Below are 24,069 nucleotides of genomic sequence, written 5' to 3'. Positions count from 1 at the left end.
GGCAATTGGATGCGAGGCGCGCGGGACGTCGCCGTTACGCCCGTGTTACAAACCATCCCGCGCCTTGGCCGCAAGTGCCTGATATAAAGGGCCAACCTGCGGAAGCCCGTGTCGCCGGCTTCCGCCCATGAACATCGGGGGCTTTGCTTAATGTCGGGCAAGATCACTCTACGCCGCGCCGTCCTGGCGGCGGCGTCCACCGTTTCCCTGCTGGCGCTGACCCTGCCGGCGCGCGCCGCCGACGATCCCAAGATCGATCCCAAATACATCTGGGACCTGAGCGACTATTACAAGTCGCCGGCGGACTGGGATGCGGCGCGTGCCAAGATCAAGGCCGAACTGCCGGGCCTGGCCAAGTACAAGGGCACGCTGGCCAAGGGGCCGGCCGCCACGCTGGTGGCGCTGGAGGCCATCTATGGCGTCTATCATGAGCTGGAGCAGGTGGGCACCTACGCCAGCACCATCGCCAGCACCGACACGCGCGACGCGCCGGCGCAGGAGCGGGACGGCCTGGCCCAGGACCTGTCGGGTGAGGTCTCGGCCGCGACCGCCTGGCTGTCGCCGGAGATCCAGGCGCTGGGCGTTGCCAAGGTCGATGCCTACCTGAAGGCCGAGCCCAAGCTGGCCAAGTTCGGCTTCGCCCTGCATGACGCGCTGCGCCTGAAGCCGCATACCCTGGGGGCGGAGGCCGAAGGGGTCCTGGCGGCGCTGAGCCCCGCGCTGGGCGGCAGCAGCACCACCTACAACCTGCTGTCCAACGCCGACATCGACTGGCCTACCATCACCCTTCCCAACGGGCAGTCGGTGAAGCTGACCCAGGCCAATTACCAGAAGTATCGCGAGGATCCGGACCGCGCCGTGCGCAAGGCCGTGTTCGACGCCTTCTGGACCAAGTTCGGCCAATATTCCAACACCATGGGCTCCACCCTGGGCAACACGGTGCAGGGCGACGTCATCCAGTCCAAGCTGCGCCATTACCCGTCGGCGGTGGCGGCCTCGCTGTCCAACAATGATATTCCCGAGGGCGTCTATCGCACCCTGGCGGCGGAGGCCAACAAGGGCCTGCCCACGCTGCACCGCTATTTCAAGTTGCGGCAGCGCATGCTGAACCTGCCTGACCTGCACTATTACGACATCTATCCGCCCCTGGTGTCGTCCGACGCCAAGTTCCCCGTCGAGGAGGGCGAGAAGCTGGTGCTGGCGGCGGTGAAGCCGCTGGGCGACGATTACCAGAAGGCGCTGGCCGATGGCTTCGGTCACCGATGGATGCATGCCTACCCGCAGGAGGGCAAGCAGTCCGGCGCCTATCAGACGGGCGTCTACGGCCTGCACCCCGTGGTCTTCCTGAATTACCAGGACAACTACAACTCCGTCTCCACGCTGGCCCATGAATGGGGCCACGCCATGCACACCACTTTCGCCAACCGCACCCAGCCCTATGAGCTGGCGGGTTATTCCCTGTTCATGGCGGAGATCGCGTCCACGGCGAACGAATTCCTGCTGTCCGACTACATGCTGGCCAACGCCAAGACCAAGCAGGAAAAGTTGCTCTATCTGGGCAATGAGCTGGAGACCATCCGCGGCACCTTCTTCCGCCAGACCATGTTCGCCGAGTTCGAGTTGCAGGTGCATGACGCGGTGGAGAAGGGCGAGCCCATGTCGGGCAAGCGCATGACGGAGATCTATCTGGGCCTGCTGCGCAAGTACCACGGCGCCGACCAGGGCGTGATGCAGATCGATCCGGTGTACGCGGCGGAATGGGCCTTCATCCCCCATTTCTACCGGCCCTTCTACGTCTACCAGTACGCCACCTCCATCTCGGCTTCCGCCTACTTCACGGAGAAGATCCGCGATGGCGGTCCGGCGGCGCGCGACACCTACCTGGCGGCGCTGAAGGCCGGCGGGTCGGACTATCCGGTCAACGTGCTGAGGAAGGCCGGCCTGGACATGGCCTCACCCGCGCCCTACCAGGCGCTGGTGCGGCGCATGGACGCCGTCATCACCGAGATGGAACGGTTGCTGGATCAGAAGGACTGATAACAGCGGCAGCATATGCCGCTGTGGGACGCGACTGCGTCCGCCGGAAGTTTCCCGGGAACGTGGTGGACTGGAAACTGAGGAACCCCAAGCCCCCGGATGGGGGCGCCCGGCGACTGAGGGGGCCAGTATGAAGTTCTTCACAGGCGAATCAGCACCGTTTATAGAGAATGCGCAGGTTCCGGCGGGGCAGCCCGCCGGAACCTTTTGCCATGGGCTTTCATGATTGTGCGGGAGTGTAGGTGATGTCGGGCATGTGGCGGGTCGCACTGACGGTGCATGAGGATGTGGTGCAGAACTTCGCCCAGGTGCTGGAGAGCCATGTCGACGCCGTGTCCACTTTCGAGCTGGAAGAGGGCGGCAACTGGCTGATCGAGGGCACCAGCCATGGCGAGCCCGACCAGTCCCGCCTGGTGGCCCGCGTCACCGTGCTGGCCATGGCCCTGGGCGTGCCGCAGCCGCAGATCGAGGTGGAGCCGCTGGCCCCCATCGACTGGGTGACCCAGACCTATCTCAGCTTCCCGCCCATCCGCGCCGGCCGCTTCTTCGTCCACGGCAGCCACCACAAGAAGCCGGTGCCCGCCGGTGCCATCGGCTTGCTGATCGAGGCCGCCATGGCCTTCGGCTCCGGTGAGCACGCCACCACCCAGGGCTGCCTGCGCGCGCTGAGCGACCTCAACAAGTCCATGCCCGTCACCCGGGCGCTGGACATGGGCTGCGGCTCCGGCATCCTGGCCTTCGCCATCGCCAAGCTGTGGCACGCCCCGGTGGCGGCGGTGGACATCGACGCCCTGTCCATCATGATCGCCGCCGAGAACGCCCGCCTGAACAAGGTGAACAAGCTGGTGACCTGCCGCGGCGGCGACGGCTACCGCACCCCCATCGTGCGGCAGGAGGGCCCCTATGACCTGATCGTGGCCAACATCCTGGCCCGGCCGCTGGCCCGCATGGCGCCGCAGCTGCGCCGCAACCTGCGCCCGGGCGGTGTCGCCGTGCTGTCCGGCCTGTTGGCCCGGCAGGAGAAGCTGGTCATCGCCGCCCACCGCCGCCAGGGTCTCAAGCTGGTGCGCCGCTACCAGATCGGCGAGTGGAACACGCTGGTGATGAAGGGCTGAGCCCCCGAGTCCAAAAGTCTCAGGATCCAAAAATTTCAGGGTGTTGAACGCCGGTCCCCTCCAGGGCCGGCGTTCGTCGTTTCCGGGGGCGTTTTCAGGCCTGTAAATTCATGTAACGCATGTGTAAACGCGGCAGACAGGGGCGGCGGCGTGGGCGTATCACAAAGGCCTCGGGCACCGCCGTCCACCCGGACGGACGGCCCGACGGATACGGCATCGGGCGACCGGCGCCGGTAAGTCGCGGCGGGGGTCTTCTCCCCGCGTTGGTCCCCGCCGCGACGCTTCCCTCCCCCTCGCATGAGGGCTTTCCCACCAAAAAATTTGATGACGTCAAAAGCCTCGCCTACACTGGCGGCAAGGGGGCTTTAGGGTGGTCACGGGTACGGCCCGCGACATCCGGGATGCCATCGGGCGCATGTCCTTGCGCGCATGCGTGCCGCGTCCTAGCTTCGTCCCCCAAATCAATCGGCCGCCGATCCTCGCGGCCTTGAGAGAGGCGTCTTATCCGTGGATAGCACCCATCATACCCCGCACCCCGCCGTTGAACCCTACCGGGGCGATGCCGAGCTGGCCCGCTTGCTGAAGGCCGCTGGCATCGACCGTGATGTGGCCGGGGTGCGGGACCTGTTGCGCGGGGTGCGGGCGGCGCCGGAGGATGTGGACCCGGGCCATTTCCTGTCCCTGTTCGGCCGCGACCTGCCGGAGGAACTGGCGGCCCAGCTGGCCGCCTTGAAGTCCTTGATCGAGGCGCCGCCCCCGCCGCAGGTGGGCGACATCGCCGCCCGCGTGGCGGCGCTGCGCGCGGAACTGGCGCGCATGGATTTGGACGGGTTCGTCATTCCCCGCGCCGATGAATTCCAGGGTGAGTACGTGCCCGCCCGGTCGGAGCGTCTGGCCTGGATCACGGGCTTTACCGGCTCGGCCGGTATCGCCGTGGTGCTGCGCGATCGCGCCGCCGTCTTCGTCGATGGCCGCTACACCCTGCAGGCCGAGGCCCAGGTGTCGGCCAACCTCTATGAGCGCCATCACCTGACCGAGGCCTTCCACGGCGACTGGATCGCCGGCATCGTGAGGAAGGGCGGCCGTGTCGGCTATGACCCGTGGCTGCACACCGTGGGCTGGATCGACCGCATGAAGACGGCCTTGGGCCGCGCCGGCGCGGATCTGGTGGCGGTGGAGACCAACCCGCTGGACGCCATCTGGCATGACCGCCCCTCCGCCCCGCTGGGGCCGGTGGTAGCCCAGGCCCTGGCCCAGGCCGGCCAGTCCTCCGCCGACAAGCGGGCGGAGATCGCGGCCGAGCTGAAGCGCAATGGGGAACTGGCGGCCGTGCTGACCCAGCCGGACGGCATCGCCTGGCTGTTGAATATCCGTGGCGGCGACGTGCCCAACACGCCCCTGCCGCTGTCCTACGCCCTGCTGACCAATGACGGCGACGTCGACCTGTTCATCGACAGCCGCAAGCTGGTGCCGGGGCTGGAGGTCCACCTGGGCAATCAGGTCTCCGTCCGCAAGCCGGAAGAGCTGCGCGGCGCGCTGGAGGCCATTGGCGCCACCGGCGGCAAGGTGCGGGTCGATCCCGTCTGGACCGCGTCCTGGGTGTTCGACCGCCTGACCGAGGCCGGCGCCCGTGTGGTGAAGGAACGCGACCCCACCGTCTTCCGCAAGGCCGCCAAAAACACCGTGGAGATCGCCGGCACCCGCGCCGCCCATGCCCGCGACGGCGTCGCCGTCACCCGTTTCCTGCACTGGCTGAGCGGTGCGGCGGCGGCCGGCACCCTGACGGAGATCGAGGCGTCGGACCGGCTGTTCGAGTTCCGCAAGGAACAGCCGCTGTTCCGGGGCACCAGCTTCGACAGCATTTCCGGCGCCGGGCCCAATGGCGCCATCGTCCACTACCGCGCGGCGCCGGAGACCAACCGGGTGCTGGAGAAGGACAGCGTCTACCTGATCGACAGCGGTGGGCAGTACCTGGACGGCACCACCGACATCACCCGCACGGTGGCCGTCGGCACCCCGCCGGCCGAGGCCAAGCGCCACTTCACCCTAGTGCTGAAGGGGCACATCGCGTTAGCCACCCTGCGCTTCCCCAAGGGCACCACCGGCTCGCAGATCGACATCCTGGCCCGGCAGTTCCTGTGGGCCCAGGGCCTGGACTATGACCACGGCACCGGCCATGGCGTGGGCAGCTTCCTGTCGGTGCATGAGGAATCGGCCCGCATCGCCAAGGCGCCCAACACCGTGGCCATGGTGCCGGGCATGATCCTGTCGAACGAGCCCGGCTATTACCGCACGGGCCAGTACGGCATCCGTATCGAGAACCTGGTGCTGGTGCGGCCGGCGGCGGACATTCCCGGCGGCGACCATCCCATGATGGCGTTCGAGACCCTGACCCTGGCGCCCATCGACCGCAATCTGATCGAGCCGTCGCTGCTGACGGAGACGGAGAAGGCTTGGCTGAACGCCTATCACGCCCGCGTGGCGGAAAAGGTGGGGCCGCAGCTGGAGGCGGACGCCGCCGCCTGGCTGGCCACCGCGACGGCGCCCATCTGAGAGAACTCTCGAAATGCGGGGACCAGGAGGTCTGGCCCCATCTCTATGAAGCGACCCAACGTGCTCCTCACCCGGATCAAGAAGCCCTCCGCGCTTCAGACCTGGGGGCTGCGCATCGCCAAGCGTTCGGGCTTCAAAAAGGCCAAAGTCGCCGTCGCCCGCAAACTGGCCGTCATTCTGCACAGCATGTGGTGCGATGGATCGGAGTTCCGGTGGATGCCAGAACCAGACGCGGTCGCCTGACCGCCCCGGAACAGGTCAGCCACAAGGGTTCGTCCCCGCCGGGACGAAGGCCAGAGCAAGGTCGTTCCCGCGCCTACCGCCGGCAAAGGAATGGCGGACACCACATTGACCCGCTCCAGCCATCCAAGGCCATGGTGTGGCGCTCAGCGGCCACGAAGAGAACCGTGAGCCCGGCGGCGATGTCTCCCCATAAGGCCAATCAACCCACATGGGCATTGACAGTCCAGATTAGAGAACTCGGCGGGACGTGACCTCGTTGGTCGCCGTCGAGTTCAGAGGTCGGGTGACACCTTAATCCGTAGGTTGAAACGTATCGAATCGAGAAAGCACCAGTCGATAATTTGTGCCTTGATGGAATTTGTGATGAGAGCCCTGCGCCCCTTATCGGTCATGTGTTGAGATTATAACCTCGTCTGGATTTCGACAACCGCGTGACTTGGAGAGTGGATGCTCATCGCCGCGCTTGCTTCGCTTCCGGCTTCAAGAAGAAACGCCGCCCTCACTTCACTGGCATATTGGGCATCGGCCTGTTGGGGGGGAATCTGGGCAAAGTCGCCGAGAGCAAAGGTTAAAGACGTCAGACTCGACGTTATTCGCGCGGAATAGCCGTATACTCAAATGATCTCGATTGCTCGGCGAGCGATGGATGTTTGTGGGCATCTCATCGCGCAATCGACTGCCGATATCCCGCATTTTGACCATCTCCTCCTGACCACTGGCAGCTTCGGCACGGGGTCGACGCTCGAAGAAGGCGACCACCTTCGCAAAGCATTCGATGAGTGAATCTAGGCGGTAAGTCAGCCCAAGGCGGCTAGCAAAGCGCTCATCAAAATATCAATCGATCACGCATGTGGGACCGGAGGGTGCCGCTATTTCAGCATTTCTGCAATATAGGAAGGACCCACGATGAGTTTCGTGACCGCCGGGGACGGCACCAAAATCTTTTATAAGGACTGGGGGGACAAGGGCGCAAAGCCATTCGTATTTTCACACGGCTGGCCGCTCTGTTCGGATGCCTGGGACGGACAAATGCTGTTCCTGCTTCAGAACGGTTTCCGCGTGATCGCGCATGATCGCCGTGGCCACGGCCGTTCGGACCAACCTGGCATCGGCAACGACATGGACACGTATGCCGACGATCTCGCTGCGGTCATGAATGCGCTCGACGTAAGCAAGGCCGTGATGGTTGGTCACTCGACCGGTGGCGGCGAAGTAGCGCGCTACATCGGACGGCACGGCACCTTTCGAGTGGCGAAGGTTGTTCTAGTCGGTGCGGTGCCCCCAATCATGGCTTCGAGCGATCAATGGCCGGGCGGTCTCGACATCTCCGTGTTCGACGGCCTACGAAAGGGCGTCTTCGACAACCGCTCGCAATTCTACCTCGATCTGGCGGTGCCGTTCTTCGGCATGAACCGCGAGGGCGCTGAGATAAACGACGGCCTGAAGCAGACTTTCTGGAACCAAGGCATGACGGGTTCGATTGTCGGCCAATATGCCTGCATCCACGAGTTTTCCGAAGTGGACTACACGGCGGATCTCAAGAAGATCGACGTGCCGACGTTGGTGATTCATGGCGACGACGATCAAATCGTGCCGATCGGCCACGCGGGCGTGCTGACCGCCAAAATAGTGCCGAATGCTGTGCTCAAGGTCTATTCGGGAGCACCGCACGGGTTGGCTTCGACGCACCAGGACAAATTAAATGCCGATCTTCTCACTTTCGCGCGGAGCTGAACGCAATGAGATGAGGGATAAGAACCATGCTCACTGCACAGGCCACCGCCAGATCGATCCGATCCGACCAGCTCATCGCGGCGGAGGCAGGCAGGCTGCTCGATTACATCAAGATCGCGCTGGACCGCGATCTGGACGCCGCGATACAGGCCACCGCCCGCCTCTCGGCGCTTCTCGCGATGAAGGCGCCTGGCGAGCGCCTCCTGTCCCGGCGCGGCGGGCTGGCACCGTGGCAGGGGCTGAAAGTGAAAAAATATATCGACGAGCATCTCGACCGGGCGATCTCCACCGGCGACTTGGCAGGCCTTTGCTCGCTCAGCACCAGCCATTTCTGCCGTGCCTTCAAGGCTAGCTTCGGCAGGACACCCCACGCCTACGTCATCGCAGCGCGGATCGAGCGCGCGCGGGTACTGATGCTGACAACATCACACAGCCTGAGCGAGATCGCCTTTGCCTGCGGGCTGGCCGACCAGTCGCATTTCTGCCGCTACTTCCGCAGTGCAACCGGGATCAGCCCGGGCGCTTGGCGCCGTCGCTACGCCATGGACACTATTTCCCACGACGCACTCGCAGCCGCGTGACGGAACGACGGCGACCCCTGGGTGAAGGCCGCGTTTCGATTTGGCCGGACATCTGCAGCAGCCCATCCTCGACCCTGACCGCCGGGCCGCTGGTGGCGGCGGCAAGGTTCGCGTATCCGTATGAAGGAAAGGCAATCCATGCGTTGGAGCACGGGGGGCATGATCGATGCCGGATCTCGGCGCCGCGCAGGTCTGGAGAAGTATATGGCGAAGGGGCGGCCGGACGGCGTCGGGAAGTATGACGAGTCCGCTGCCGGTTGGGGTTCTCAAGATTGCGCAGGCAGCGACTGAGCGTCGACCGCCGAACGTTAAGTGCTCCAGCGGCTTGCCGAAGGCTGCGAATGCTGGGTGGCCACAATAGCCAAGCGCATTCCTCGCGGCCTGACATCATCAGGCCACGCAGACCGGCACGTGGTCAGCCGGTTTGGCAATTGGATTGCACCGAGACATACGCACCGCCTTCCACGAAAGCCACCTCGCTGGCTGGGTTGTCAGTCATTCTTCTATTTCCCCGAGTTATCGAGCTTCAGGTGCGGTGCATGTGCAGTGGTGGTTCGGCAAGCGGGTAGTCGATGTACCCGTCCGGGCTTTGCGTGAACCACGTCTCCCGATCACCTGGCGTCAGCGGCAGACCTTCGGCTAGCCGGCGGGGGAAATCAGGGTTCGAGATGAACGGGCGCCCGAAAGCTACGACGTCACCGATGTCCGCATTTAAAGCGGCCTGCGCTCGCTGGGCATCGAAGTCCGAGTTCAGAATCAGCGGTCCTTTGAAGGCGGGCCGGAGTTGCGCCGCGAGCGGGTCCAGGTAGCCGACGCCGAACGTCCCATCGAGCGGGGGTTCCCTGAGTTCGAGATGAGCTATGCCGATCGCCGAAAGCGCTTCAGCCGCGGCGATGAACAGCGGCAGGGGGTCGCTGTCGCGCACCCCTTGGGTTTCGCCGTTGGGCGATAGGCGAACCCCCGTGCGGTCCGCGCCGATGGCATCGGCGACTGCCTGGGTCACTTCGCGCAGCAGGCGGATGCGGTGGGAGATCGGGCCGCCATAGGCATCGTCACGGAAATTGCTGCTGTCACGCAGGAATTGGTCGATCAGATAGCCGTTGGACGCGTGGAGTTGTACGCCATCGAATCCCGCTTCCATCGCATTGCGCGCCGCCCGCCCGAAATCGGCGAGGAGGCTCGGGATTTCGTCAAGGCGAAGGGCGCGCGCCGCCGTATAGGGCTGCCGACCACCGTAGGTATGAGCATGTCCAGGTGCGGTGGTCACCGAGGCGGAAACCGGCTCCGCCCCGGCAAGAAAGTTCGGATGGACGACACGGCCCATGTGCCAAAGCTGGGCGATGATCCGGCCACCTGCTCCATGGACCGCGTCGGTCACGCGCCGCCAGCCGGCGATCTGCTCGGGCAGCCACAGACCTGTGGCATAGGGCCAACCAAGGCCCTCGCGGGAGATTCCGATCGCTTCGCTGATGATCAGCCCGGCCGAGGCCCGTTGGGCGTAATAAGTGGCCATGATAGGCGTCGGAATGTGCTCGCGCGTCCCGCGCGCCCGGGTCATCGGCGCCATAAAGATGCGATTGGGTGCACAAAGGGCACCGAGACGAATGGGCTCGAACAAGGTTGGCATGATGCCTTACTGCCCGGCCGGGGTATTCAACAGCACCCAGAGCCGTGCAATCCGTCCATCGACGATCTGCGCGGCATCGGAGCCGGTAACGGTGATCGGAGCCCCTTCGGGGCCGGCCTCCCAATGCAACACGGCGAGCCCGTGATGGCCGACCGCGCGGCCCGTGGGGGTGAAGCGGAAGGTGGGTCCGAACTGATCCAGCAGATTGCCTGCAATATCGGAAATAGCGGCGCAGCCCTGCACGATGTTGTCCGGCTCGTACATCACAGGATCGGTGGCATATATCTCGTCAATGGCCTCCGCCCGCTTTGCGGCGTCCCGCTCATTGAAGACGCGCTCGAGATTGGCACGGAGCAGGGCGTCGTAGTTGGGTTCCTGCGTGGACATGAATGTCTGCTTTCGTGATGAGTTGTGGTCAGGCCATGTTGACGAGGGTGCCCGGGTTGGCGTCGCGGTTCCTCGTCAGCCGGCGGCGCGGTTCGCGTGGCCAAGAGGCGCGAGCACGGGTGACGAGAGCGTTAGACGAGCCGCGAACCGCCATCCACGTGCAGCGTCTCGCCGTTCATGAAGCCATTGCTCATCAGGAAGACCACAGCGGCCCCGACCTCGTCGGGCGTGCCGAGACGATGCAGCGGCAGCTTCTCCTTCAGCGCCGCCACGTAAGCGTCGCGGCCGTCACCAAGGGTCCGGCCCAGCAGCGGCGTGTCGGTGGTGCCGGGCGAAAGGGTGTTGACACGGCGTGGGGCCAGTTCCAACACCAGCCCTCGGGCAAGAGCCTCCATCGCTGCGGAAGCGGCGGCGAGCACCGCCGTCCCATAGGCATTCGGGCGATCGGCGAGGGCGCCTGAAATGAAGGTGATCGAGCCCTCGGCGGCGAGACGGTCCCCGAGAGCGCGGATCGTATGGACAGCCGCCCAGATACGCTCATCAAACGCCCGGCGTAGATGGTCGACATCAGTCTCCAGGATCTTGCCGGCCACGAATGTGCCTGCAAGCAGGACAAGGTGGTCGACGTGCGGGATATCGGCGAGGGCTGCGGTGATGGTATCCGGCTTCGTGACATCGGCCGCGCGCCAACCGGCGAAGCCGCTTTCCTGGGCAACTCGTTCTGCGCCGGCTCGGTCGAAGCCGATGACGATCACCTTGGCCCCGGCGGCGTTCGCCTGTTTCGCGGACGAAAGGCCGATCCCCGAGGTACCGCCGAAAATGACGACGGTGCGCCCTTCCAACTGACTTGAAACGATGCCCTTGATTGGCTTGGGGGCGGTGACTTCGGTATTCGCGCTCATGACTGGGCTCCCTCCCTTGGAGGCGCCCATGGGCGCCAGTGATGAAGAAGGTAGCCGCGCGAAGTTTCCTTGATAATTGGGTCCGGTTTCGGTTTATTTATGCCTCTATGGCACAAATAAATTTCGAGCGCTTGACTGGATTGATCGCGTTCGCGCGCGCCGCCTCGCTCGGCAGTTATACGGCGGCGGCAAGGGCACTCTCCGTCTCGCCATCGGCTGTCAGCAAGAGCGTTCAGCGATTGGAACAGCAGTTAGGGCTTTCTCTGTTCACGCGCACAACCCGATCTCTGACCCTGACACCCGAGGGACGTGACCTCCATGAGCGCGCCCTAAGACTGCTGCAAGAAGCAGAAGCGATAGAACAGGCGGCGGCGGCGGCGCGCACGGAGCCGGTCGGCATCCTGAAGGTGACTGCGCCGCTTCCGATCGGCGTCCATGTGATCGGACCCGCGCTGCCACGTTTCCGAGACCGCTATCCAAGACTGTCTGTTGATCTCCGTTTGGGAGATCAATTCGTCGATCTGATTGAGGAAGGCGTGGACGTCGCCATCCGAGTGGGTGATCTCTCCGACTCTCGGCTGATCGGTCGTCAATTGGCGCCACACGGGCTCTGCGCCTTTGCATCGCCGGGTTACCTCGCCCGACGCGGAATACCGCATCATCCCGACGACCTCCGGCATCATGATTGCGTCAACTTCCGCTTTCAGAGTTCCGGGCAAACTTTTCGATGGTCTTTTGTGATGGGGGATCGCACCCGAGATATCTTACCGGATGCTGGAGTCGTTGCGGATGTCAGCGATGCCGTTGTGTCCATCGTGGCGGCAGGCGGCGGAATAGGCATTTCGCCGACTTTCGCCGCAGCGCCGTATGTCAGGCGACAGGAATTGATTCCCGTGCTCCGTGAATTCATTGTTCCCAGGTCGCACATAACCGCTCTTTGGCCTGAGAGCCGGCGCGGAAATCCAAATGTTAAGGCGTTCTTAGGCTACCTCGCGGAGGTGTTTCCCTCACCGACGCCTTGGGACGCGTTGATTTTCGGGGCTCCTGTCGCCACGGCTGGCGGGTTTGCGGACCCGCCAGCATCCTTTAAGCTGCCGTCCTTGTGACAGGGGGGCGGCAGTGGATCGGCGTTCATTCCTGGCGACGGCGGGCACCGCCGCCGTCATCGCGTCTTCGGCTCCGGCGGCGGCGGGTGGATCCCCGGTCAAGCCCCCGATGTTGCGGGCGGGCGACAAGGTGGGCGTGCTGGACCTCAGCACCGCCGTCTATGACCCCGCCGTCGCCGACCGGGTGGCGGTCGTCATCCAGGCCCTGGGCCTGGTGCCGGTGCTGTCCCCGCATCTCTTCGACCGGTCGCGGGCCTTCAAGGCTTCCGTCCAGGAGCGGCTGTCCGACCTGCACGGCTTCATCAATGACCCCGCCATCCGCGGTGTCTTCTGCGCGCGCGGCGGCTATGGCATCAGTGAGATCGTGGACCGCGTGGACTACGATCTTATCCGCCGTAACCCCAAGGTGTTCTTAGGGTTCAGCGACCCGACGCTGCTGCATCTGGCCATCGCGCGCAAGGTGGGCTTGGTCACCTTCCATGGCCGCATGCCGGGCCTGGCCAAGTTCACGCCCTTTTCGCTGGAGGCGTTGCGCCGTGCCGTCTGCGCGCCGGCACCCCTGGGCGCCCTCCCCAATCCGGAGGAGGGCAATCCGCTCCGCCCCAACTACCCGCTGCGCACCATCACGCCCGGCCAGGCCGGCGGCCGGCTGGTGGGCGGCAACCTGTCCATGATCATGGCGGCCATGGGCACGCCGGGGGAGATCGACACGCGCGGCGCCATCCTCATGGTCGAGGACGTGGATGAGGCGCCCTACGCCATCGCCCGCATGCTGTGGACCCTGCGCCACGCCGGAAAGCTCCAGGCCGCGTCCGGCGTCGTCGTCGGCGCCTGCGCCGGTTGCGACAAGCCCTCCGACGCCTCGCCCTACGGCCTGAACGAGGTGTTCGACCTGGTGCTGGGTGACCTGGGCATCCCGGTCTTCTCCGGATTGGCCCTGGGCCACACCGATGAGACCCTGACCCTGCCGCTGGGCGTCCAGGTCCACCTCGACGCCACGGCCCGCACCCTGACGGTGCTGGAGAGCGGGGTGGTGGGGTAGACACGCACCGGGGCGGGGCTATGGCGGAACACGGGTCGAGTGACTATTGTAAGGCGTGTGGTGAGCCTGGAGGTCATTATGTCGGGTTACACTCCGTCGCTTTATGAACGAGACTTCTACGCCTGGGCCAATGAGCAGGCGGCCTTGCTTCGTGCCGGCAAGTTGGCGGCGGCCGATATCGCGCATATTGCCGAGGAAATCGAGAGTATGGGCAAAACTGAAAAGCGGGAGCTGATAAGCCGTCTTGCCGTCCTGCTTTCGCACCTGCTCAAGTGGGGATATCAGCCGGAGCGTCGGGGCCGGTCCTGGGAAGCCACCATCCGCACGCAACGTCTCGAGGTGCGTGACCATCTGGCCGACAACCCGAGCCTGAAGGCCCAGCTCGCGGATGCCGTGGCGGCCGCGTACGAGCGCGCCATCATCGCCGCCTCCGCGGAAACCAACCTGCCGGAAAACATCTTCCCCAGCTCTTGTCCGTGGGCCTTCGGGGACATCATGGACGAGGCGTTTTGGCCGGAGGGCGGTGCGCATTGACGGTGGCCATGCGACGATAGCGGTCAAGGAAAAGGCCCGGCGGATCGCTCCGCCGGGCCTTGTCATTCGTGCCGGACCGGAAGGGATCAATGTCCTCCGGTGGATATTTCTCAATGTCCTCCGGACATGGCCTTCACGATCTCCTCGGTGACCTTCTTGGCGTCGCCGAACAGCATCATGGTGTTGGGGCGGAAGAACAGTTCGTTCTCCACGCCGGCATAGCCCGCGCCCATGGACCGCTTGATGAACAGCACCGTCTTGGCCTTCTCCACGTCCAGGATGGGCATGCCGTAGATGGGGCTGCTGGGGTCGGTCTTGGCGGCGGGGTTGGTGACGTCGTTGGCGCCGATGACGTAGGCGACGTCCGCCTGGCCGAAATCGCGGTTGATCTCGTCCAGTTCGAACACCTCGTCATAGGGCACGTTGGCCTCGGCCAGCAGCACGTTCATGTGCCCGGGCATGCGGCCCGCCACCGGGTGGATGGCGTACTTCACGTCCACGCCTTCCTTCTTCAGGATGTCCGCCATTTCGCGCACGGCGTGCTGGGCCTGGGCCACCGCCATGCCGTAGCCGGGCACGACGATGACGCTGGACGCGTTCTTCATGATGAAGGCGGCGTCGTCGGCGGAGCCGGACTTGAAGCTGCGGTCGCCCGCCGGGCCCGCCGCGGCGCCGGCGGCGGCGTCACCGCCGAAGCCGCCCAGGATGACGTTGAAGATGGACCGGTTCATCCCCTTGCACATGATGTAGCTGAGGATGGCGCCGGAGGAGCCGACCAGCGCGCCGGTGATGATCAGCAGCGGGTTCTGCAGGGTGAAGCCGATGCCGCAGGCCGCCCAGCCGGAATAGCTGTTCAGCATGGACACGACCACCGGCATGTCGGCGCCGCCGATGGGCAGGATCAGCAGGAAGCCCAGGCCCAGCGACACCAGGATGATCAGCCAGAAGAAGAAGGCGCTCTGCGTCGTGCACAGCAGCAGGATCAGCAGCACCAGGCTGGCGGCCAAGGCGGCGTTCAGCGGGTGCTGCATGGGGAAGACCAGGGGCTTGCCGCTCATGCGGCCGTCCAGTTTCAGGAAGGCGACCAGGGAGCCGGTGAAGGTGATGGCGCCGATGGCGATGCCCAGGCTCATTTCGATGAGGGAGCCGACATGGATGTCGCCATCGGTGCCGATGCGGTATTCCTCCGGCGCGTAGAAGGCGGCCGCCGCGATGAACACGGCGGCCAGGCCCACCAGGCTGTGGAAGGCCGCCACCAGCTGGGGCAGCGAGGTCATCTTGATGGTGCGGGCGATGTGGGCGCCCGCCGCACCGCCGATGGCGATGCCGACGATGATCAGCACCGCCGCCAGGAAGGAGAACTGCGGCAGCACGAACAGGCTGGTGATGATGGCGATGGCCATGCCGGCGATGCCGTAGGCGTTGCCGGTGCGGGCCGTTTCCGGGCTGGACAGCCCGCGCAGCGCCATGATGAAGCACACGGCGGCCGCGAGATAGGCGAGCGAAGTCGCGATCAGCATGATGGTCCGGCCCCCTTACTTCTTGGCGCCCTGGGCAGGGGCCTTTTTCTTGTACATGGCCAGCATGCGCTGGGTGACCATGAAGCCCCCGAAGATGTTCACCGACGCCAGGATGACGGCCAGGAAGCCCATCACCATGGAGAAGCCGAAGTGGTGGGCGCCGGTGGCGATCAGGGCCCCGACGATGATGACCGACGACACCGCGTTGGTGACGCTCATCAGCGGGCTGTGCAGGGCCGGCGTCACCCGCCAGACGACGTAGTAGCCGACGAACACCGCCAGGACGAAGACCGTCAGGCCGGTGACGATGAAGGGCATGCCCTGCTGGGCCTGGTCGGTGGCGATCTGCGTCGCCTGGTTGGCCACGTTGGCGGCCTGCTCGGCCAGCTTCTGCGCGTTCGTGGCGAGGTCGGCCGCGTTCTTGGCGTAGTTTTGCGCGTCCATGGGGCTTACTCCGCTTTCTCAGGCGCGGCGGCCGGTTCGGCGGCCGGGGTGGGGGCGGGCTCGGGCGTGGCCGCCACGGGCTGTGGCGGTGGCGGCGGCGCGGCGGCCGGGGCGAAGGTCGGGTGGACGACGGCGCCGTCGCGCGTCAGGGCCGTGCCCTTGATGATGTCGTCGTTCCAGTCGATCTTCAGCGCCTTGGTTTCCTTGTCCACCAGGGGGGTGAGGAAGTTCAGCAGGTTCTTGGCGTAGAGCGCGCTGCTGTCCACGGCGATGCGGCTGGGCACGTTGGTGTGGCCCACGATCTTCACGCCGTACTTCTCGACGATCTTTCCGGGCTCGCTGCCTTCGACATTGCCGCCCTGTTCCACCGCCAGGTCCACGACCACGGCGCCGGTCTTCATGGTCCGCAGCATGGCGTCGGTCACCAGCACCGGGGCCTTGCGGCCGGGGATCAGCGCCGTGGTGATGACAATGTCCTGCTTCTTGATGGTTTCGGCCACCAGGGCCGCCTGCTTGGCCCGGTAGTCGGCGCTCATCTCCTTGGCGTAGCCGCCGGCGGTCTGCGCCTGCTGGAACTCCTCATCCTCCACCGCGACGAAGGTGGCGCCCAGCGACTGCACCTGTTCCTTGGTGGCCGGGCGTACGTCGGTGGCCGAGACGATGGCGCCCAGGCGGCGGGCGGTGGCGATGGCCTGCAGGCCCGCCACGCCCACGCCCATGATGAAGGCTCGGGCCGGCGGCACGGTGCCGGCGGCCGTCATCATCATGGGGAAGGCGCGGCCGAACTCGTACGCCGCGTCCAGCACGGCGCGGTATCCGGCCAGGTTGGCCTGGCTGGACAGCACGTCCATGCTTTGCGCGCGGGTGATGCGGGGAATGAACTCCATGGCGAAGGCATCGACGCCGGCGTCGGCGTAGCTCTTCACCCGGTCCGCGTCGCCATAGGGGCTGAGGATGGCGGCCAGCTTGGCGCCGCGCTTGATCAGCGCCAGCTCTTCCGGTTCCGGCCGCTGCACCTTCAGCACCACGTCGGCGTCGGCCAGGGTGGCGGCGGCGTCGGCCGCGATGGTGGCGCCGGCGGCGGCGAACGCGTCATCGGTGATGGCGGCGCCGACGCCGGCACCCGTCTCGATGGTGACGTCGAATCCGAGCCCGACGAATTTCCGTACCGTCTCGGGCGAGGCGGCGACGCGCAGCTCCCCCGGTCGACGTTCTTTAAGTACGCCGATTTTCATTGGTTACGCTCCCCATGATCGCTGGACCCCATGATGCTGGGTTTGGGCCAGCTTGATTCAATTTGGCCGCGAGAAGGTCTTTATCGCGGAAGGGTGATGACGCTGGGCCACCATGACCTATCCGGTAATCTTTGTGAAGAAGCGGAGGGTCATGCGCATGGAACCGTCACGATATGCGCAAGGCTTCGCAGCAAAAGTGATTAATGCCATCCGTTCATCCCCCTCCTCATTGCCAGGGTGTACAGGCACAAGTCGAATTGTCCACCGGTTACCATAAGGGCCAGCCATGCGGTGCGCCGGGACGGCCCCCGTCGAAATGGGTGCCTCGGGAGGAGATAGGGTGGGCGAGGATGCGGTGCGAGGCCAGGGGCGAAAAAGGCCTATGCGGGACATTGGGGTGGTTTGGTCCAAATCGCGCCGTTAAACTGCGCCCGGTGTTCCCCCGTCGGGCGTTGAACCGTCATCAGACAGCAACGGCCTTACAGGATGCGGGTGACGCCCATGTGGACGAGAGAGTTCGTGATGACCGATTCCCATGCGCTGGCCGCGGCCGGGCGCGCCCTGTTCAAGGAACTGACGGAAGCCGGCCGCCCCGTGGTGGGCGTGGGTATTGGCGAGGGCCTGATCTATCTGCGCGTCACGGCGCCGGACCACGGCGCGCCGGAGAACTACAACGGCTATCCGGTCGTGGTGTTCGGTGAGGACGGCGCGCGCCGCCATTAAGGGCGCTATACTCCCCCGGCCCTGACGCATCAGGACCGGGAAGGGGACATGGGCCGGAAATCCATGAGAATCGGTGGGGCGCCGGAAGGGGCGGCCCTTGACGTGCCATCGGGCCCCTGCGCCCTGTGCGGCCGGCCCCTGGTGCCCGGTCCCTCGGTGGAACAGCATCACCTGGTGCCGCGCAGCGAAGGCGGACGGGTGACGGTGCCGCTGCACCGGGTCTGCCACCGCAAAGTCCATGCTGAATTGACGGAGCGGGAACTGGCCGGGCCCTACGCCACGGTGGACGCCTTGCGCGCCCATCCCGCCATCGCCGCCTTCATCCGCTGGGTGGCGAACAAGCCACCGGAATTCGTGACCCGGACGGAACCAAGGCGCCGGATATGACCGGCGGCGTGCCTTGGCATTTCACGCAAATCGCAGGCATGACAAAAGCCGCCCACTGAGCTTCAGGGGCGGCTCCGTCCGTGCGTCTGACAGCGCGTGAGAGGCTTAGTAGCCCTCGCGCTCCAGACGCTTGCGCAGCAGCTTGCGGGCGCGGCGAATGGCCTCGGCCTTCTCACGGGCGCGCTTCTCCGAGGGCTTCTCGTAGTTGCGACGCAGCTTCATCTCGCGGAAAATGCCTTCGCGCTGCATCTTCTTCTTGAGAGCGCGGAGGGCCTGATCGACGTTGTTGTCACGAACCAGCACTTGCACGGGACGTCACCACTCCAAACAGAGTAAAAGGTTAACGGGTAATAGCCAAGACGCACGGTCGCGCAGGCAGCCCGATCGGAGGCCGGTGGTATAACACAGGCCCCCCGCCCTGTGAAGTGAATCCCGCCATGGCCGCGCGGGGCCCCCATGCATTCCGGGGATGGGCCGGGATGGGGCCATGATCGCTTATCCAAAGGACAGGCGGCGGCCTCCGGGGTGACAGGACGCCCCAACCCGTGGAAACTAACAGGGTACCACCTATATCGGAGTAAGGGCGCGCCGGCGCGGGGCTTGGCGGCACTTGATCGAAGATCCGGGGAAGGGGGAACGTTGGCCATTCTGAAGATCGCCCGCATGGGCCATCCGGTGCTGCGCCGTCCGGCCGTGCCGGTGGAAGAGCCGATACCCGCGGTGGTCCGCCAACTGGCCCAGGACATGATTGAAACCATGGTCGATTCCTCGGGCGTGGGCTTGGCGGCCCCCCAGGTGCATGTCGGCTGGCGCGTCATCGTCTTCCGCGTCCCGGCGGAGCGGGCGGGCGGGGAGACCGTCGATGTCCAGGTGCTGGTCAACCCGGTGGTGGAGCCCCTGTCGGAGGAGATGCAGTTCGGCTGGGAAGGGTGCCTGTCCATCCCCGGCCTGCGCGGCGCCGTGCCCCGCCATAACCACATCCGGTATCGCGGCCTGGCCCTGGACGGGTCGGTGGTGGAACGCGAGGCGCGGGGCTTCCATGCCCGCGTGGTGCAGCATGAGTGCGACCACCTGGACGGGGTACTGTACCTGGATCGCATGAACGACCTTCGCTTCCTCAGCTTCACGGAGGAAATGAAGTATTTCGGCACCGAGTCGGTGCCCAGGCTGCCCGGTTGACCTGGACCGTCGCTTTCGTTCGAGGGGGTAGAGACGGCGAGGACGCGGGCCTATACTCGCGCCAACCCCGCGGCCGCCGGTCGGTCGCCCTCGTTGCAAGGGATGGTTCCCATGGTCGCCCCCGACACCGACACCGACACCGCCGCCGCTGCTTTGCCCCAGGATGAGCGGCTGGTTTTGCGCGACCGGCTGATGCTGGCCGTCCTGCCGCACGTGGCCTTCGACGGTTGGTCGACCGCGGCGCTGCGCCAGGGCGCAGCCGATGCGGGCATGGGGCAGGCCCAGCTGGCGGCCCTGTTCCCCGACGGTGTGGCCGATGTGGTGGCGCAGTTCAGCGACTGGGCCGACCGCGCCGTGCTGGCGCAGCTGGCGGGCCGGGACCTGACCACGATGAAGGTGCGGGCGCGAGTCACCCTGGCCGTGCGCGTGCGCCTGGAACTGCTGGCGCCGTGGGCGGAGGCGGTGCAGCGCGCCAGCTCCTTCCTGGCGCTGCCCACCCATGCCGGCCTGGCCGCCCGTCTGCTGTACCGCACGGTGGATGCCGCCTGGTATGCCGCCGGCGACCAGTCGACCGACTTTAACTATTACACCAAGCGGGCCCTGCTGGCCGCCGTGCAGACCGCCACCGTGCTGTACTGGCTGAGCGACCGTTCGCCCGACCATGCCGACACCTGGGCCTTCCTCGACCGCCGGATCGAGAACGTCATGGCGGTCGGCAAGGGCATGGCCACCCTGTCGCTTCCGAAGCTGTCGTCGCTGAAAGGCTGGGGTGGCTTGATGCCCTCACCCCTGCGCTTCTCCCGCCATCTGCGCCAGCGGGCGTGAGGGGCGGGCGTGAGGGGCGGGCGTGACCGGTTCCGTGTGATCGCCTCGGCTGCCCCATGAAGAAAGGGCCCGGACGGATGTCCGGGCCCTTCGCCATTCAGCGCCGCAAAGCCGCGCTTACTTGTCGTGGCTGATTTCCGTGTCCTTGGTTTCCCGCACGAACAGCAGGCCGATCACGAAGGTGATGGCGGCCACGATGATCGGGTACCACAGGCCGGCGTACATCTGGCCGGTGGTGACCACGATGGCCAGGGAGATGGCGGGCAGGAAGCCGCCGAACCAGCCGTTGCCGATGTGATAGGGCAGGGACATGGAGGTGTAGCGGATGCGCGACGGGAACATCTCCACCAGCATGGCGGCGATGGGGCCGTAGACCAGGGTCACGTAGATGACCAGGACCCACAGCAGGAAGGTCAGCGCCGGCTTGTTGATGGCGGCGTCATCGGCCTTGGCCGGATAGCCGGCGGCCTTGACCGCGTCCGCCACCGCCTTATCGAAGGCGGCCTTCTTCTCCTTGGCGTCCGGCGCCTTGGCGTTATAGCTGTCGATGACGGTGTCGCCGATCTTGATCTGCGCCACGGAACCGGCGCCGCCGTCGACCGAGCTGTAGGGCACGCTCTTGCCCACCAGCGCCGCCTTGGCCACGTCGCAGCTGGACGTGAACTTGGACGTGCCGGCCACGTTCAGCTGCCAGGTGCATTCCGCCGGGTCGGCGGTGACCGTGGCCGGGCTGGCGGCCATGGCGGCCTCCAGGGCCGGATTGCCGAAGTGGGTGATGCCCCGGAAGATGGGGAAGTAGGTCAGGATGGCCAGGGCCAGGCCGGCCAGGATGACCTTCTTGCGGCCGATGCGGTCCGACAGGGCGCCGAACACCACGAAGAAGGGGGTGGCGAACAGCAGGGCGACGGCCGCCAGGGTGTCGGCGGTGTTGGGGTCGATCTTCAGCGTGCTCTTCAGGAAGATCTGGGCATAGAACTGGCCGCAGTACCAGACGACGGCCTGGCCGGCGACGACGCCGAACAGGGCCAGCAGCACGAACTTCAGATTATAGAGGTTGCCGAAGCTTTCCAGGATGGGGGAGGACGAGGTCTTGCCCTCCGCCTTCATCTTCTTGAACAGCGGCGATTCGTCCAGTTGCAGGCGGATCCACAGGGATACCGCCAGCAGGGCCAGGGACACCAGGAAGGGGATGCGCCAGCCCCATTCCTTGAAGTCCGCTTCCGGCAGGCTGGTGCGGCAGGCCAGGATGACCAGCAGCGACAGGAACAGGCCGCCGGTGGCGGTGATCTGGATCCAGGCAGTGTAAGCGCCGCGCTTGCCGTGGGGCGCGTGCTCCGCCACATAGGTGGCGGCACCGCCATACTCGCCGCCCAGCGCCAGGCCTTGCAGCAGGCGCAGGGAGATCAGCAGGATGGGCGACAGGACGCCCACCGAGTCATAGCTGGGCAGGAAGCCGATGACGGCCGTCGACAGGCCCATGATGACGATGGTGACGAGGAAGGTGTACTTGCGGCCCACCAGGTCGCCCAGCCGGCCGAAGACCAGGGCGCCGAAGGGGCGGACGAAGAAGCCGGCCGCGAAGCCCAGCAGCGTGAACACGTCCTTGGCGCCCTGCGTCGGCAAGCCCGAGAAGAAGCGGGCGCTGATGATGGCGGCCAAGGAACCGTACAGATAGAAATCATACCACTCGAACACGGTGCCGAGGGACGAGGCGAAGATGACCTTGCGCTCCTCCTTCGTCATGCCGGTCGAGGCCCCCTTGGTACTGCTGCTGGCGATGTTCGCCATCGTGACTTCCTCCCATGGATGTTCTGGTATTGACTGCGGCGGGGGCGGTACGGGCGCTTCCGCCGTTGCCGGAGGGTCTCCGGGGCGGGCGGACGCGTCGTGCCATGAACGGCCCCCGTGGGCCTGGTGATGGACAGGGCCAACCGGGCGGTCCACCTGCGGGACATCTCAAACCAAGCCTGCTCGAACCAGGCTTGCCCGAACCAGGCATGTATGTCGGATTGCTGCCGCTGGCCCCCCCTTCGCGTTCGTCCCCCTGGTGCCGAGGCACGCAATGGCCCCGAACCCGACACTCAACCGCTTTGGCGGGCCCCGTTGGCCGGAACCTCATGCGGGTCACCCTGATGCGGGGGCCCGCGTTCGCCTGGTGCCTGTTACCGCTACCCAAAGTGACAGCGCGGCCATTTGCCGCCTGGACAAAGGATACCGGTACCGTCCCAAGCCTTGCAAAGGTAGCACCTCAGTCCTGAGCCGGCAACATGGCATTCACCCGCCAACATACGCCGAATCAAAAGGATAGCGGCGCATTTCCAACGGTTTGGACGGTGTCGCAAAAAATTTATGAAGAGTGTTGCAACCCGCCGCCTCACCCGGCAAAGTGCGCCCCGCGTGGGCCTGTAGCTCAACGGTTAGAGCCGGCCGCTCATAACGGTCTGGTTGCAGGTTCGAGTCCTGCCGGGCCCACCATTCTCCCTCCAGCGTCCCGCCTTGTTCCAAGGTGCCGCCAATCCGTGCTTGGCAAAGTGCGGCTGGTGGGGCGCCCGCTGCCCCGTGGTTCTCTCTACGTGGCCAAACTCCTGGTTTCTCAGGATAATCTTTTACCCTATCGTTTCCTGGCGCTGGCGCCTCAAGGAGCGCCCCGCAATCAACAAGGGGGATGGCATGGCGGTGGAGCGGAGGAAGGGTCTGGCCGTGGGCGTGGGCCGCCGCGATCTGTTGGCTGGTGCGGGCGCCGCGCTGATGCTGGCCGGGTGCGCGGTCAATGGGGAGGGGGGCCGGCACGGCGGCGCGCCGGAGGCGGCGCGGTCGCCCCTGGCGCTGACGCCCATCCGGGCCACGCCCGACCGCATCACCCGCATCACCGTCTGTACGCGCCCCTTCCGCGCCCAGGGCCCCCGGCTGGAGGTGGAGCGCATCGGCCAGAAGCTGGTAGTCCACCATTACGGCCATGGCGGCAGCGGCTGGTCCTTGTCCTGGGGCACGGGCCTGGTGGCCACGGAGAAGGCCATGGCCCTGGGTGAGCGCGACGTCGCCGTCATCGGCTGCGGTGCCATCGGCCTGACCACGGCGCTGCAGTTGCAGCGCGCCGGCGCCAAGGTCACCATCTATGCCAAGGATCTGCCGCCCGACACCCGGTCCAGCTTCGCCACCGGCGTCTGGTCGCCGGATTCGCGCATCTGCCTGGAACAGTACGCGACGCCGGCGTTCAAGGCCCTGTGGGCGCGCATGTGCCTGACGTCCTTCCAGGCCTACCAGAGCCTGCTGGGCCTGCCCGGCACGCCTATCGAGTGGGTGGACAACTACAATGTGGCGGATCGGAAGGACCACGAGGAGGAGGAGAAGCCCGACAATCGCCCGCCCTTCGCTGATAGTCTGCGCCACGACCTGCTGCCTGACCTGACGCCCCATTCCGCCGAGGTGCCGGCGGGCCTGCACCCCTTCGGCGCGCGCCTGGTCCGGCGCAACACCAACATGGTGTTCAACATCTCCAGCTATGCCCGCCTGCTGCTGGATGAGTTCCACGCCAATGGCGGCCGCATCGAGGTGCGGGAGTTCCACACCCCGGCGGATTTCGCCGGCGTGGCCCAGAAGGTGCTGGTGAACTGCACCGGCTATGGCGCCCGCGCCCTGATGGGCGACACCTCCATCATCCCGGTGCGGGGCCAGCTGGCGCGCATGATCCCGCAGGAGGACGTGCACTACGGCCTGTTCTATAACGGCGTGTCCTTCGTGCCGCGGCGTGACGGCTTCGTCTTCCAGGCGGTGGGGCCGGACGACTATTACGGCTACAACGACGACAGCATCGAGCCCGACCGCCCGCTGGCGGAACAGTCAGTGCGCATCATCGCCGGCCTGTTTCCGCCGCCGGCGTTTGGCTAAGGCGGCA

General features: G+C 65.8%; 22 protein-coding genes and 1 tRNA gene. 15 read left to right on the top strand and 8 right to left on the bottom strand.

Features of this window, described 5'->3' with window-relative positions:
* Nucleotides 1-150: 150 nt before the first annotated feature.
* From pepF to FBZ89_RS26050, 6 genes are all read left to right on the top strand, one after another.
* Complete coding sequence (gene pepF / locus FBZ89_RS26075; RefSeq protein WP_145753531.1) at nt 151-2,037, top strand: oligoendopeptidase F; 1,887 nt, start codon at nt 151-153, stop codon at nt 2,035-2,037.
* A 254-nt stretch (nt 2,038-2,291) separates the two neighbouring features.
* Nucleotides 2,292-3,152: a 50S ribosomal protein L11 methyltransferase gene (locus FBZ89_RS26070; RefSeq protein WP_246172591.1), complete on the top strand. Its 861-nt coding sequence runs from the start codon at nt 2,292-2,294 to the stop codon at nt 3,150-3,152.
* A gap of 507 nt (nt 3,153-3,659) precedes the next feature.
* Nucleotides 3,660-5,705 carry an aminopeptidase P family protein gene (locus tag FBZ89_RS26065; protein WP_145753527.1) on the top strand — a complete coding sequence of 682 codons (2,046 nt, stop codon included), beginning with the start codon at nt 3,660-3,662 and terminating at the stop codon, nt 5,703-5,705.
* Nucleotides 5,706-5,750: 45 nt separating this feature from the next.
* Nucleotides 5,751-5,948: a hypothetical protein gene (locus FBZ89_RS26060; protein ID WP_145753525.1), complete on the top strand. Its 198-nt coding sequence runs from the start codon at nt 5,751-5,753 to the stop codon at nt 5,946-5,948.
* A gap of 906 nt (nt 5,949-6,854) precedes the next feature.
* Nucleotides 6,855-7,682: an alpha/beta fold hydrolase gene (locus FBZ89_RS26055; protein ID WP_145753523.1), complete on the top strand. Its 828-nt coding sequence runs from the start codon at nt 6,855-6,857 to the stop codon at nt 7,680-7,682.
* 26 nt (nt 7,683-7,708) lie between these two features.
* Entirely contained in the window at nt 7,709-8,263 is a 555-nt protein-coding gene (locus FBZ89_RS26050; protein ID WP_145753521.1) for a helix-turn-helix domain-containing protein, read from the top strand.
* A gap of 526 nt (nt 8,264-8,789) precedes the next feature.
* Here FBZ89_RS26050 and FBZ89_RS26040 read toward each other — a convergent pair.
* The 3 genes from FBZ89_RS26040 to FBZ89_RS26030 all read right to left on the bottom strand — a co-directional run bounded on the left by FBZ89_RS26040 (nt 8,790) and on the right by FBZ89_RS26030 (nt 11,179).
* Entirely contained in the window at nt 8,790-9,890 is a 1,101-nt protein-coding gene (locus tag FBZ89_RS26040; protein WP_145753519.1) for an alkene reductase, read from the bottom strand.
* Nucleotides 9,891-9,896: 6 nt separating this feature from the next.
* Nucleotides 9,897-10,277, bottom strand: coding sequence for a nuclear transport factor 2 family protein (locus FBZ89_RS26035; RefSeq protein WP_145753517.1), 381 nt, complete (start codon nt 10,275-10,277; stop codon nt 9,897-9,899).
* A gap of 131 nt (nt 10,278-10,408) precedes the next feature.
* A complete protein-coding gene (locus FBZ89_RS26030; protein ID WP_145753515.1) occupies nt 10,409-11,179 on the bottom strand; it encodes an SDR family oxidoreductase in 771 nt (256 codons plus the stop codon).
* A 41-nt stretch (nt 11,180-11,220) separates the two neighbouring features.
* Between FBZ89_RS26030 and FBZ89_RS26025 the strand changes: the two genes are divergently transcribed.
* The 3 genes from FBZ89_RS26025 to FBZ89_RS26015 all read left to right on the top strand — a co-directional run bounded on the left by FBZ89_RS26025 (nt 11,221) and on the right by FBZ89_RS26015 (nt 13,861).
* Nucleotides 11,221-12,285 (top strand): LysR family transcriptional regulator, encoded by a 1,065-nt coding sequence (locus FBZ89_RS26025; protein ID WP_246172590.1) that lies wholly within the window; start codon nt 11,221-11,223, stop codon nt 12,283-12,285.
* A 13-nt stretch (nt 12,286-12,298) separates the two neighbouring features.
* Nucleotides 12,299-13,327, top strand: coding sequence for a S66 peptidase family protein (locus FBZ89_RS26020; RefSeq protein WP_246172589.1), 1,029 nt, complete (start codon nt 12,299-12,301; stop codon nt 13,325-13,327).
* Between the two features lie 78 nt (nt 13,328-13,405).
* The gene (locus FBZ89_RS26015; RefSeq protein ID WP_145753514.1) at nt 13,406-13,861 is read left to right on the top strand and encodes a DUF29 domain-containing protein; all 456 of its coding nucleotides are present in this window, start codon (nt 13,406-13,408) and stop codon (nt 13,859-13,861) included.
* Between the two features lie 110 nt (nt 13,862-13,971).
* Here FBZ89_RS26015 and FBZ89_RS26010 read toward each other — a convergent pair whose 3' ends face one another.
* Genes FBZ89_RS26010 through FBZ89_RS26000 form a run of 3 tightly spaced genes read right to left on the bottom strand, consistent with a single transcriptional unit; the run spans nt 13,972 to nt 17,060 of the window.
* Nucleotides 13,972-15,381, bottom strand: a complete 1,410-nt coding sequence (locus FBZ89_RS26010) for an NAD(P)(+) transhydrogenase (Re/Si-specific) subunit beta (RefSeq protein ID WP_145753512.1) — start codon at nt 15,379-15,381, stop codon at nt 13,972-13,974.
* Between the two features lie 15 nt (nt 15,382-15,396).
* Nucleotides 15,397-15,825, bottom strand: coding sequence for an NAD(P) transhydrogenase subunit alpha part 2 (locus FBZ89_RS26005; protein WP_040848625.1), 429 nt, complete (start codon nt 15,823-15,825; stop codon nt 15,397-15,399).
* A gap of 5 nt (nt 15,826-15,830) precedes the next feature.
* Complete coding sequence (locus FBZ89_RS26000) at nt 15,831-17,060, bottom strand: Re/Si-specific NAD(P)(+) transhydrogenase subunit alpha (protein WP_145753510.1); 1,230 nt, start codon at nt 17,058-17,060, stop codon at nt 15,831-15,833.
* 522 nt (nt 17,061-17,582) lie between these two features.
* Here FBZ89_RS26000 and FBZ89_RS25995 point away from each other — a divergent pair.
* Both FBZ89_RS25995 and FBZ89_RS25990 read left to right on the top strand, forming a co-directional pair.
* On the top strand, nt 17,583-17,783 hold the full coding sequence (locus tag FBZ89_RS25995) for a hypothetical protein (RefSeq protein WP_244909245.1): 201 nt from the start codon (nt 17,583-17,585) through the stop codon (nt 17,781-17,783).
* A 63-nt stretch (nt 17,784-17,846) separates the two neighbouring features.
* Nucleotides 17,847-18,170, top strand: coding sequence for an HNH endonuclease signature motif containing protein (locus tag FBZ89_RS25990; protein ID WP_145753509.1), 324 nt, complete (start codon nt 17,847-17,849; stop codon nt 18,168-18,170).
* Between the two features lie 105 nt (nt 18,171-18,275).
* Here FBZ89_RS25990 and rpsU read toward each other — a convergent pair whose 3' ends face one another.
* Nucleotides 18,276-18,479 carry a 30S ribosomal protein S21 gene (rpsU, locus tag FBZ89_RS25985; protein ID WP_012567245.1) on the bottom strand — a complete coding sequence of 68 codons (204 nt, stop codon included), beginning with the start codon at nt 18,477-18,479 and terminating at the stop codon, nt 18,276-18,278.
* 330 nt (nt 18,480-18,809) lie between these two features.
* Between rpsU and def the strand changes: the two genes are divergently transcribed.
* Nucleotides 18,810-19,349 (top strand): peptide deformylase, encoded by a 540-nt coding sequence (gene def, locus FBZ89_RS25980; RefSeq protein ID WP_145753507.1) that lies wholly within the window; start codon nt 18,810-18,812, stop codon nt 19,347-19,349.
* Between the two features lie 111 nt (nt 19,350-19,460).
* Nucleotides 19,461-20,174 (top strand): COQ9 family protein, encoded by a 714-nt coding sequence (locus FBZ89_RS25975; RefSeq protein WP_145753505.1) that lies wholly within the window; start codon nt 19,461-19,463, stop codon nt 20,172-20,174.
* A 117-nt stretch (nt 20,175-20,291) separates the two neighbouring features.
* Here the strand turns inward: FBZ89_RS25975 and FBZ89_RS25970 are convergent, their stop codons facing one another.
* Nucleotides 20,292-21,962 carry an MFS transporter gene (locus tag FBZ89_RS25970; protein ID WP_145753504.1) on the bottom strand — a complete coding sequence of 557 codons (1,671 nt, stop codon included), beginning with the start codon at nt 21,960-21,962 and terminating at the stop codon, nt 20,292-20,294.
* A 611-nt stretch (nt 21,963-22,573) separates the two neighbouring features.
* On the opposite strand from FBZ89_RS25970, the gene FBZ89_RS25965 reads away from it, so the two are divergent.
* Nucleotides 22,574-22,649, top strand: a tRNA-Ile gene (locus FBZ89_RS25965).
* A 195-nt stretch (nt 22,650-22,844) separates the two neighbouring features.
* On the top strand, nt 22,845-24,062 hold the full coding sequence (locus FBZ89_RS25960) for an FAD-dependent oxidoreductase (RefSeq protein ID WP_246172588.1): 1,218 nt from the start codon (nt 22,845-22,847) through the stop codon (nt 24,060-24,062).
* Nucleotides 24,063-24,069 lie beyond the last annotated feature (7 nt).

Origin of the sequence: Nitrospirillum amazonense (assembly GCF_007828045.1) — a bacterium.
GTDB lineage: Bacteria > Pseudomonadota > Alphaproteobacteria > Azospirillales > Azospirillaceae > Nitrospirillum > Nitrospirillum amazonense_C.
Note: the sequence above shows the minus strand (reverse complement) of the source record. Positions and strands in the feature narration are given on the sequence as shown.

What these genes read in the sequence shown, in the direction of transcription:
- FBZ89_RS26070 (WP_246172591.1), top strand. Translation starts at nt 2,292, where the DNA reads ATGTGGCGGGTCGCACTGACGGTGCATGAGGATGTGGTGCAGAACTTC.
- FBZ89_RS26035 (WP_145753517.1), bottom strand. Translation starts at nt 10,277, where the DNA reads ATGTCCACGCAGGAACCCAACTACGACGCCCTGCTCCGTGCCAATCTC.
- FBZ89_RS25975 (WP_145753505.1), top strand. Translation starts at nt 19,461, where the DNA reads ATGGTCGCCCCCGACACCGACACCGACACCGCCGCCGCTGCTTTGCCC.
- FBZ89_RS25995 (WP_244909245.1), top strand. Translation starts at nt 17,583, where the DNA reads ATGACCGATTCCCATGCGCTGGCCGCGGCCGGGCGCGCCCTGTTCAAG.
- FBZ89_RS26000 (WP_145753510.1), bottom strand. Translation starts at nt 17,060, where the DNA reads ATGAAAATCGGCGTACTTAAAGAACGTCGACCGGGGGAGCTGCGCGTC.
- FBZ89_RS25990 (WP_145753509.1), top strand. Translation starts at nt 17,847, where the DNA reads ATGAGAATCGGTGGGGCGCCGGAAGGGGCGGCCCTTGACGTGCCATCG.
- FBZ89_RS26030 (WP_145753515.1), bottom strand. Translation starts at nt 11,179, where the DNA reads ATGAGCGCGAATACCGAAGTCACCGCCCCCAAGCCAATCAAGGGCATC.
- FBZ89_RS26040 (WP_145753519.1), bottom strand. Translation starts at nt 9,890, where the DNA reads ATGCCAACCTTGTTCGAGCCCATTCGTCTCGGTGCCCTTTGTGCACCC.
- FBZ89_RS26025 (WP_246172590.1), top strand. Translation starts at nt 11,221, where the DNA reads ATGAAGAAGGTAGCCGCGCGAAGTTTCCTTGATAATTGGGTCCGGTTT.
- FBZ89_RS25970 (WP_145753504.1), bottom strand. Translation starts at nt 21,962, where the DNA reads ATGGCGAACATCGCCAGCAGCAGTACCAAGGGGGCCTCGACCGGCATG.
- FBZ89_RS26010 (WP_145753512.1), bottom strand. Translation starts at nt 15,381, where the DNA reads ATGCTGATCGCGACTTCGCTCGCCTATCTCGCGGCCGCCGTGTGCTTC.
- FBZ89_RS26015 (WP_145753514.1), top strand. Translation starts at nt 13,406, where the DNA reads ATGTCGGGTTACACTCCGTCGCTTTATGAACGAGACTTCTACGCCTGG.
- FBZ89_RS26005 (WP_040848625.1), bottom strand. Translation starts at nt 15,825, where the DNA reads ATGGACGCGCAAAACTACGCCAAGAACGCGGCCGACCTCGCCACGAAC.
- FBZ89_RS26050 (WP_145753521.1), top strand. Translation starts at nt 7,709, where the DNA reads ATGCTCACTGCACAGGCCACCGCCAGATCGATCCGATCCGACCAGCTC.
- FBZ89_RS25960 (WP_246172588.1), top strand. Translation starts at nt 22,845, where the DNA reads ATGGCGGTGGAGCGGAGGAAGGGTCTGGCCGTGGGCGTGGGCCGCCGC.
- pepF (WP_145753531.1), top strand. Translation starts at nt 151, where the DNA reads ATGTCGGGCAAGATCACTCTACGCCGCGCCGTCCTGGCGGCGGCGTCC.
- FBZ89_RS26055 (WP_145753523.1), top strand. Translation starts at nt 6,855, where the DNA reads ATGAGTTTCGTGACCGCCGGGGACGGCACCAAAATCTTTTATAAGGAC.
- FBZ89_RS26060 (WP_145753525.1), top strand. Translation starts at nt 5,751, where the DNA reads ATGAAGCGACCCAACGTGCTCCTCACCCGGATCAAGAAGCCCTCCGCG.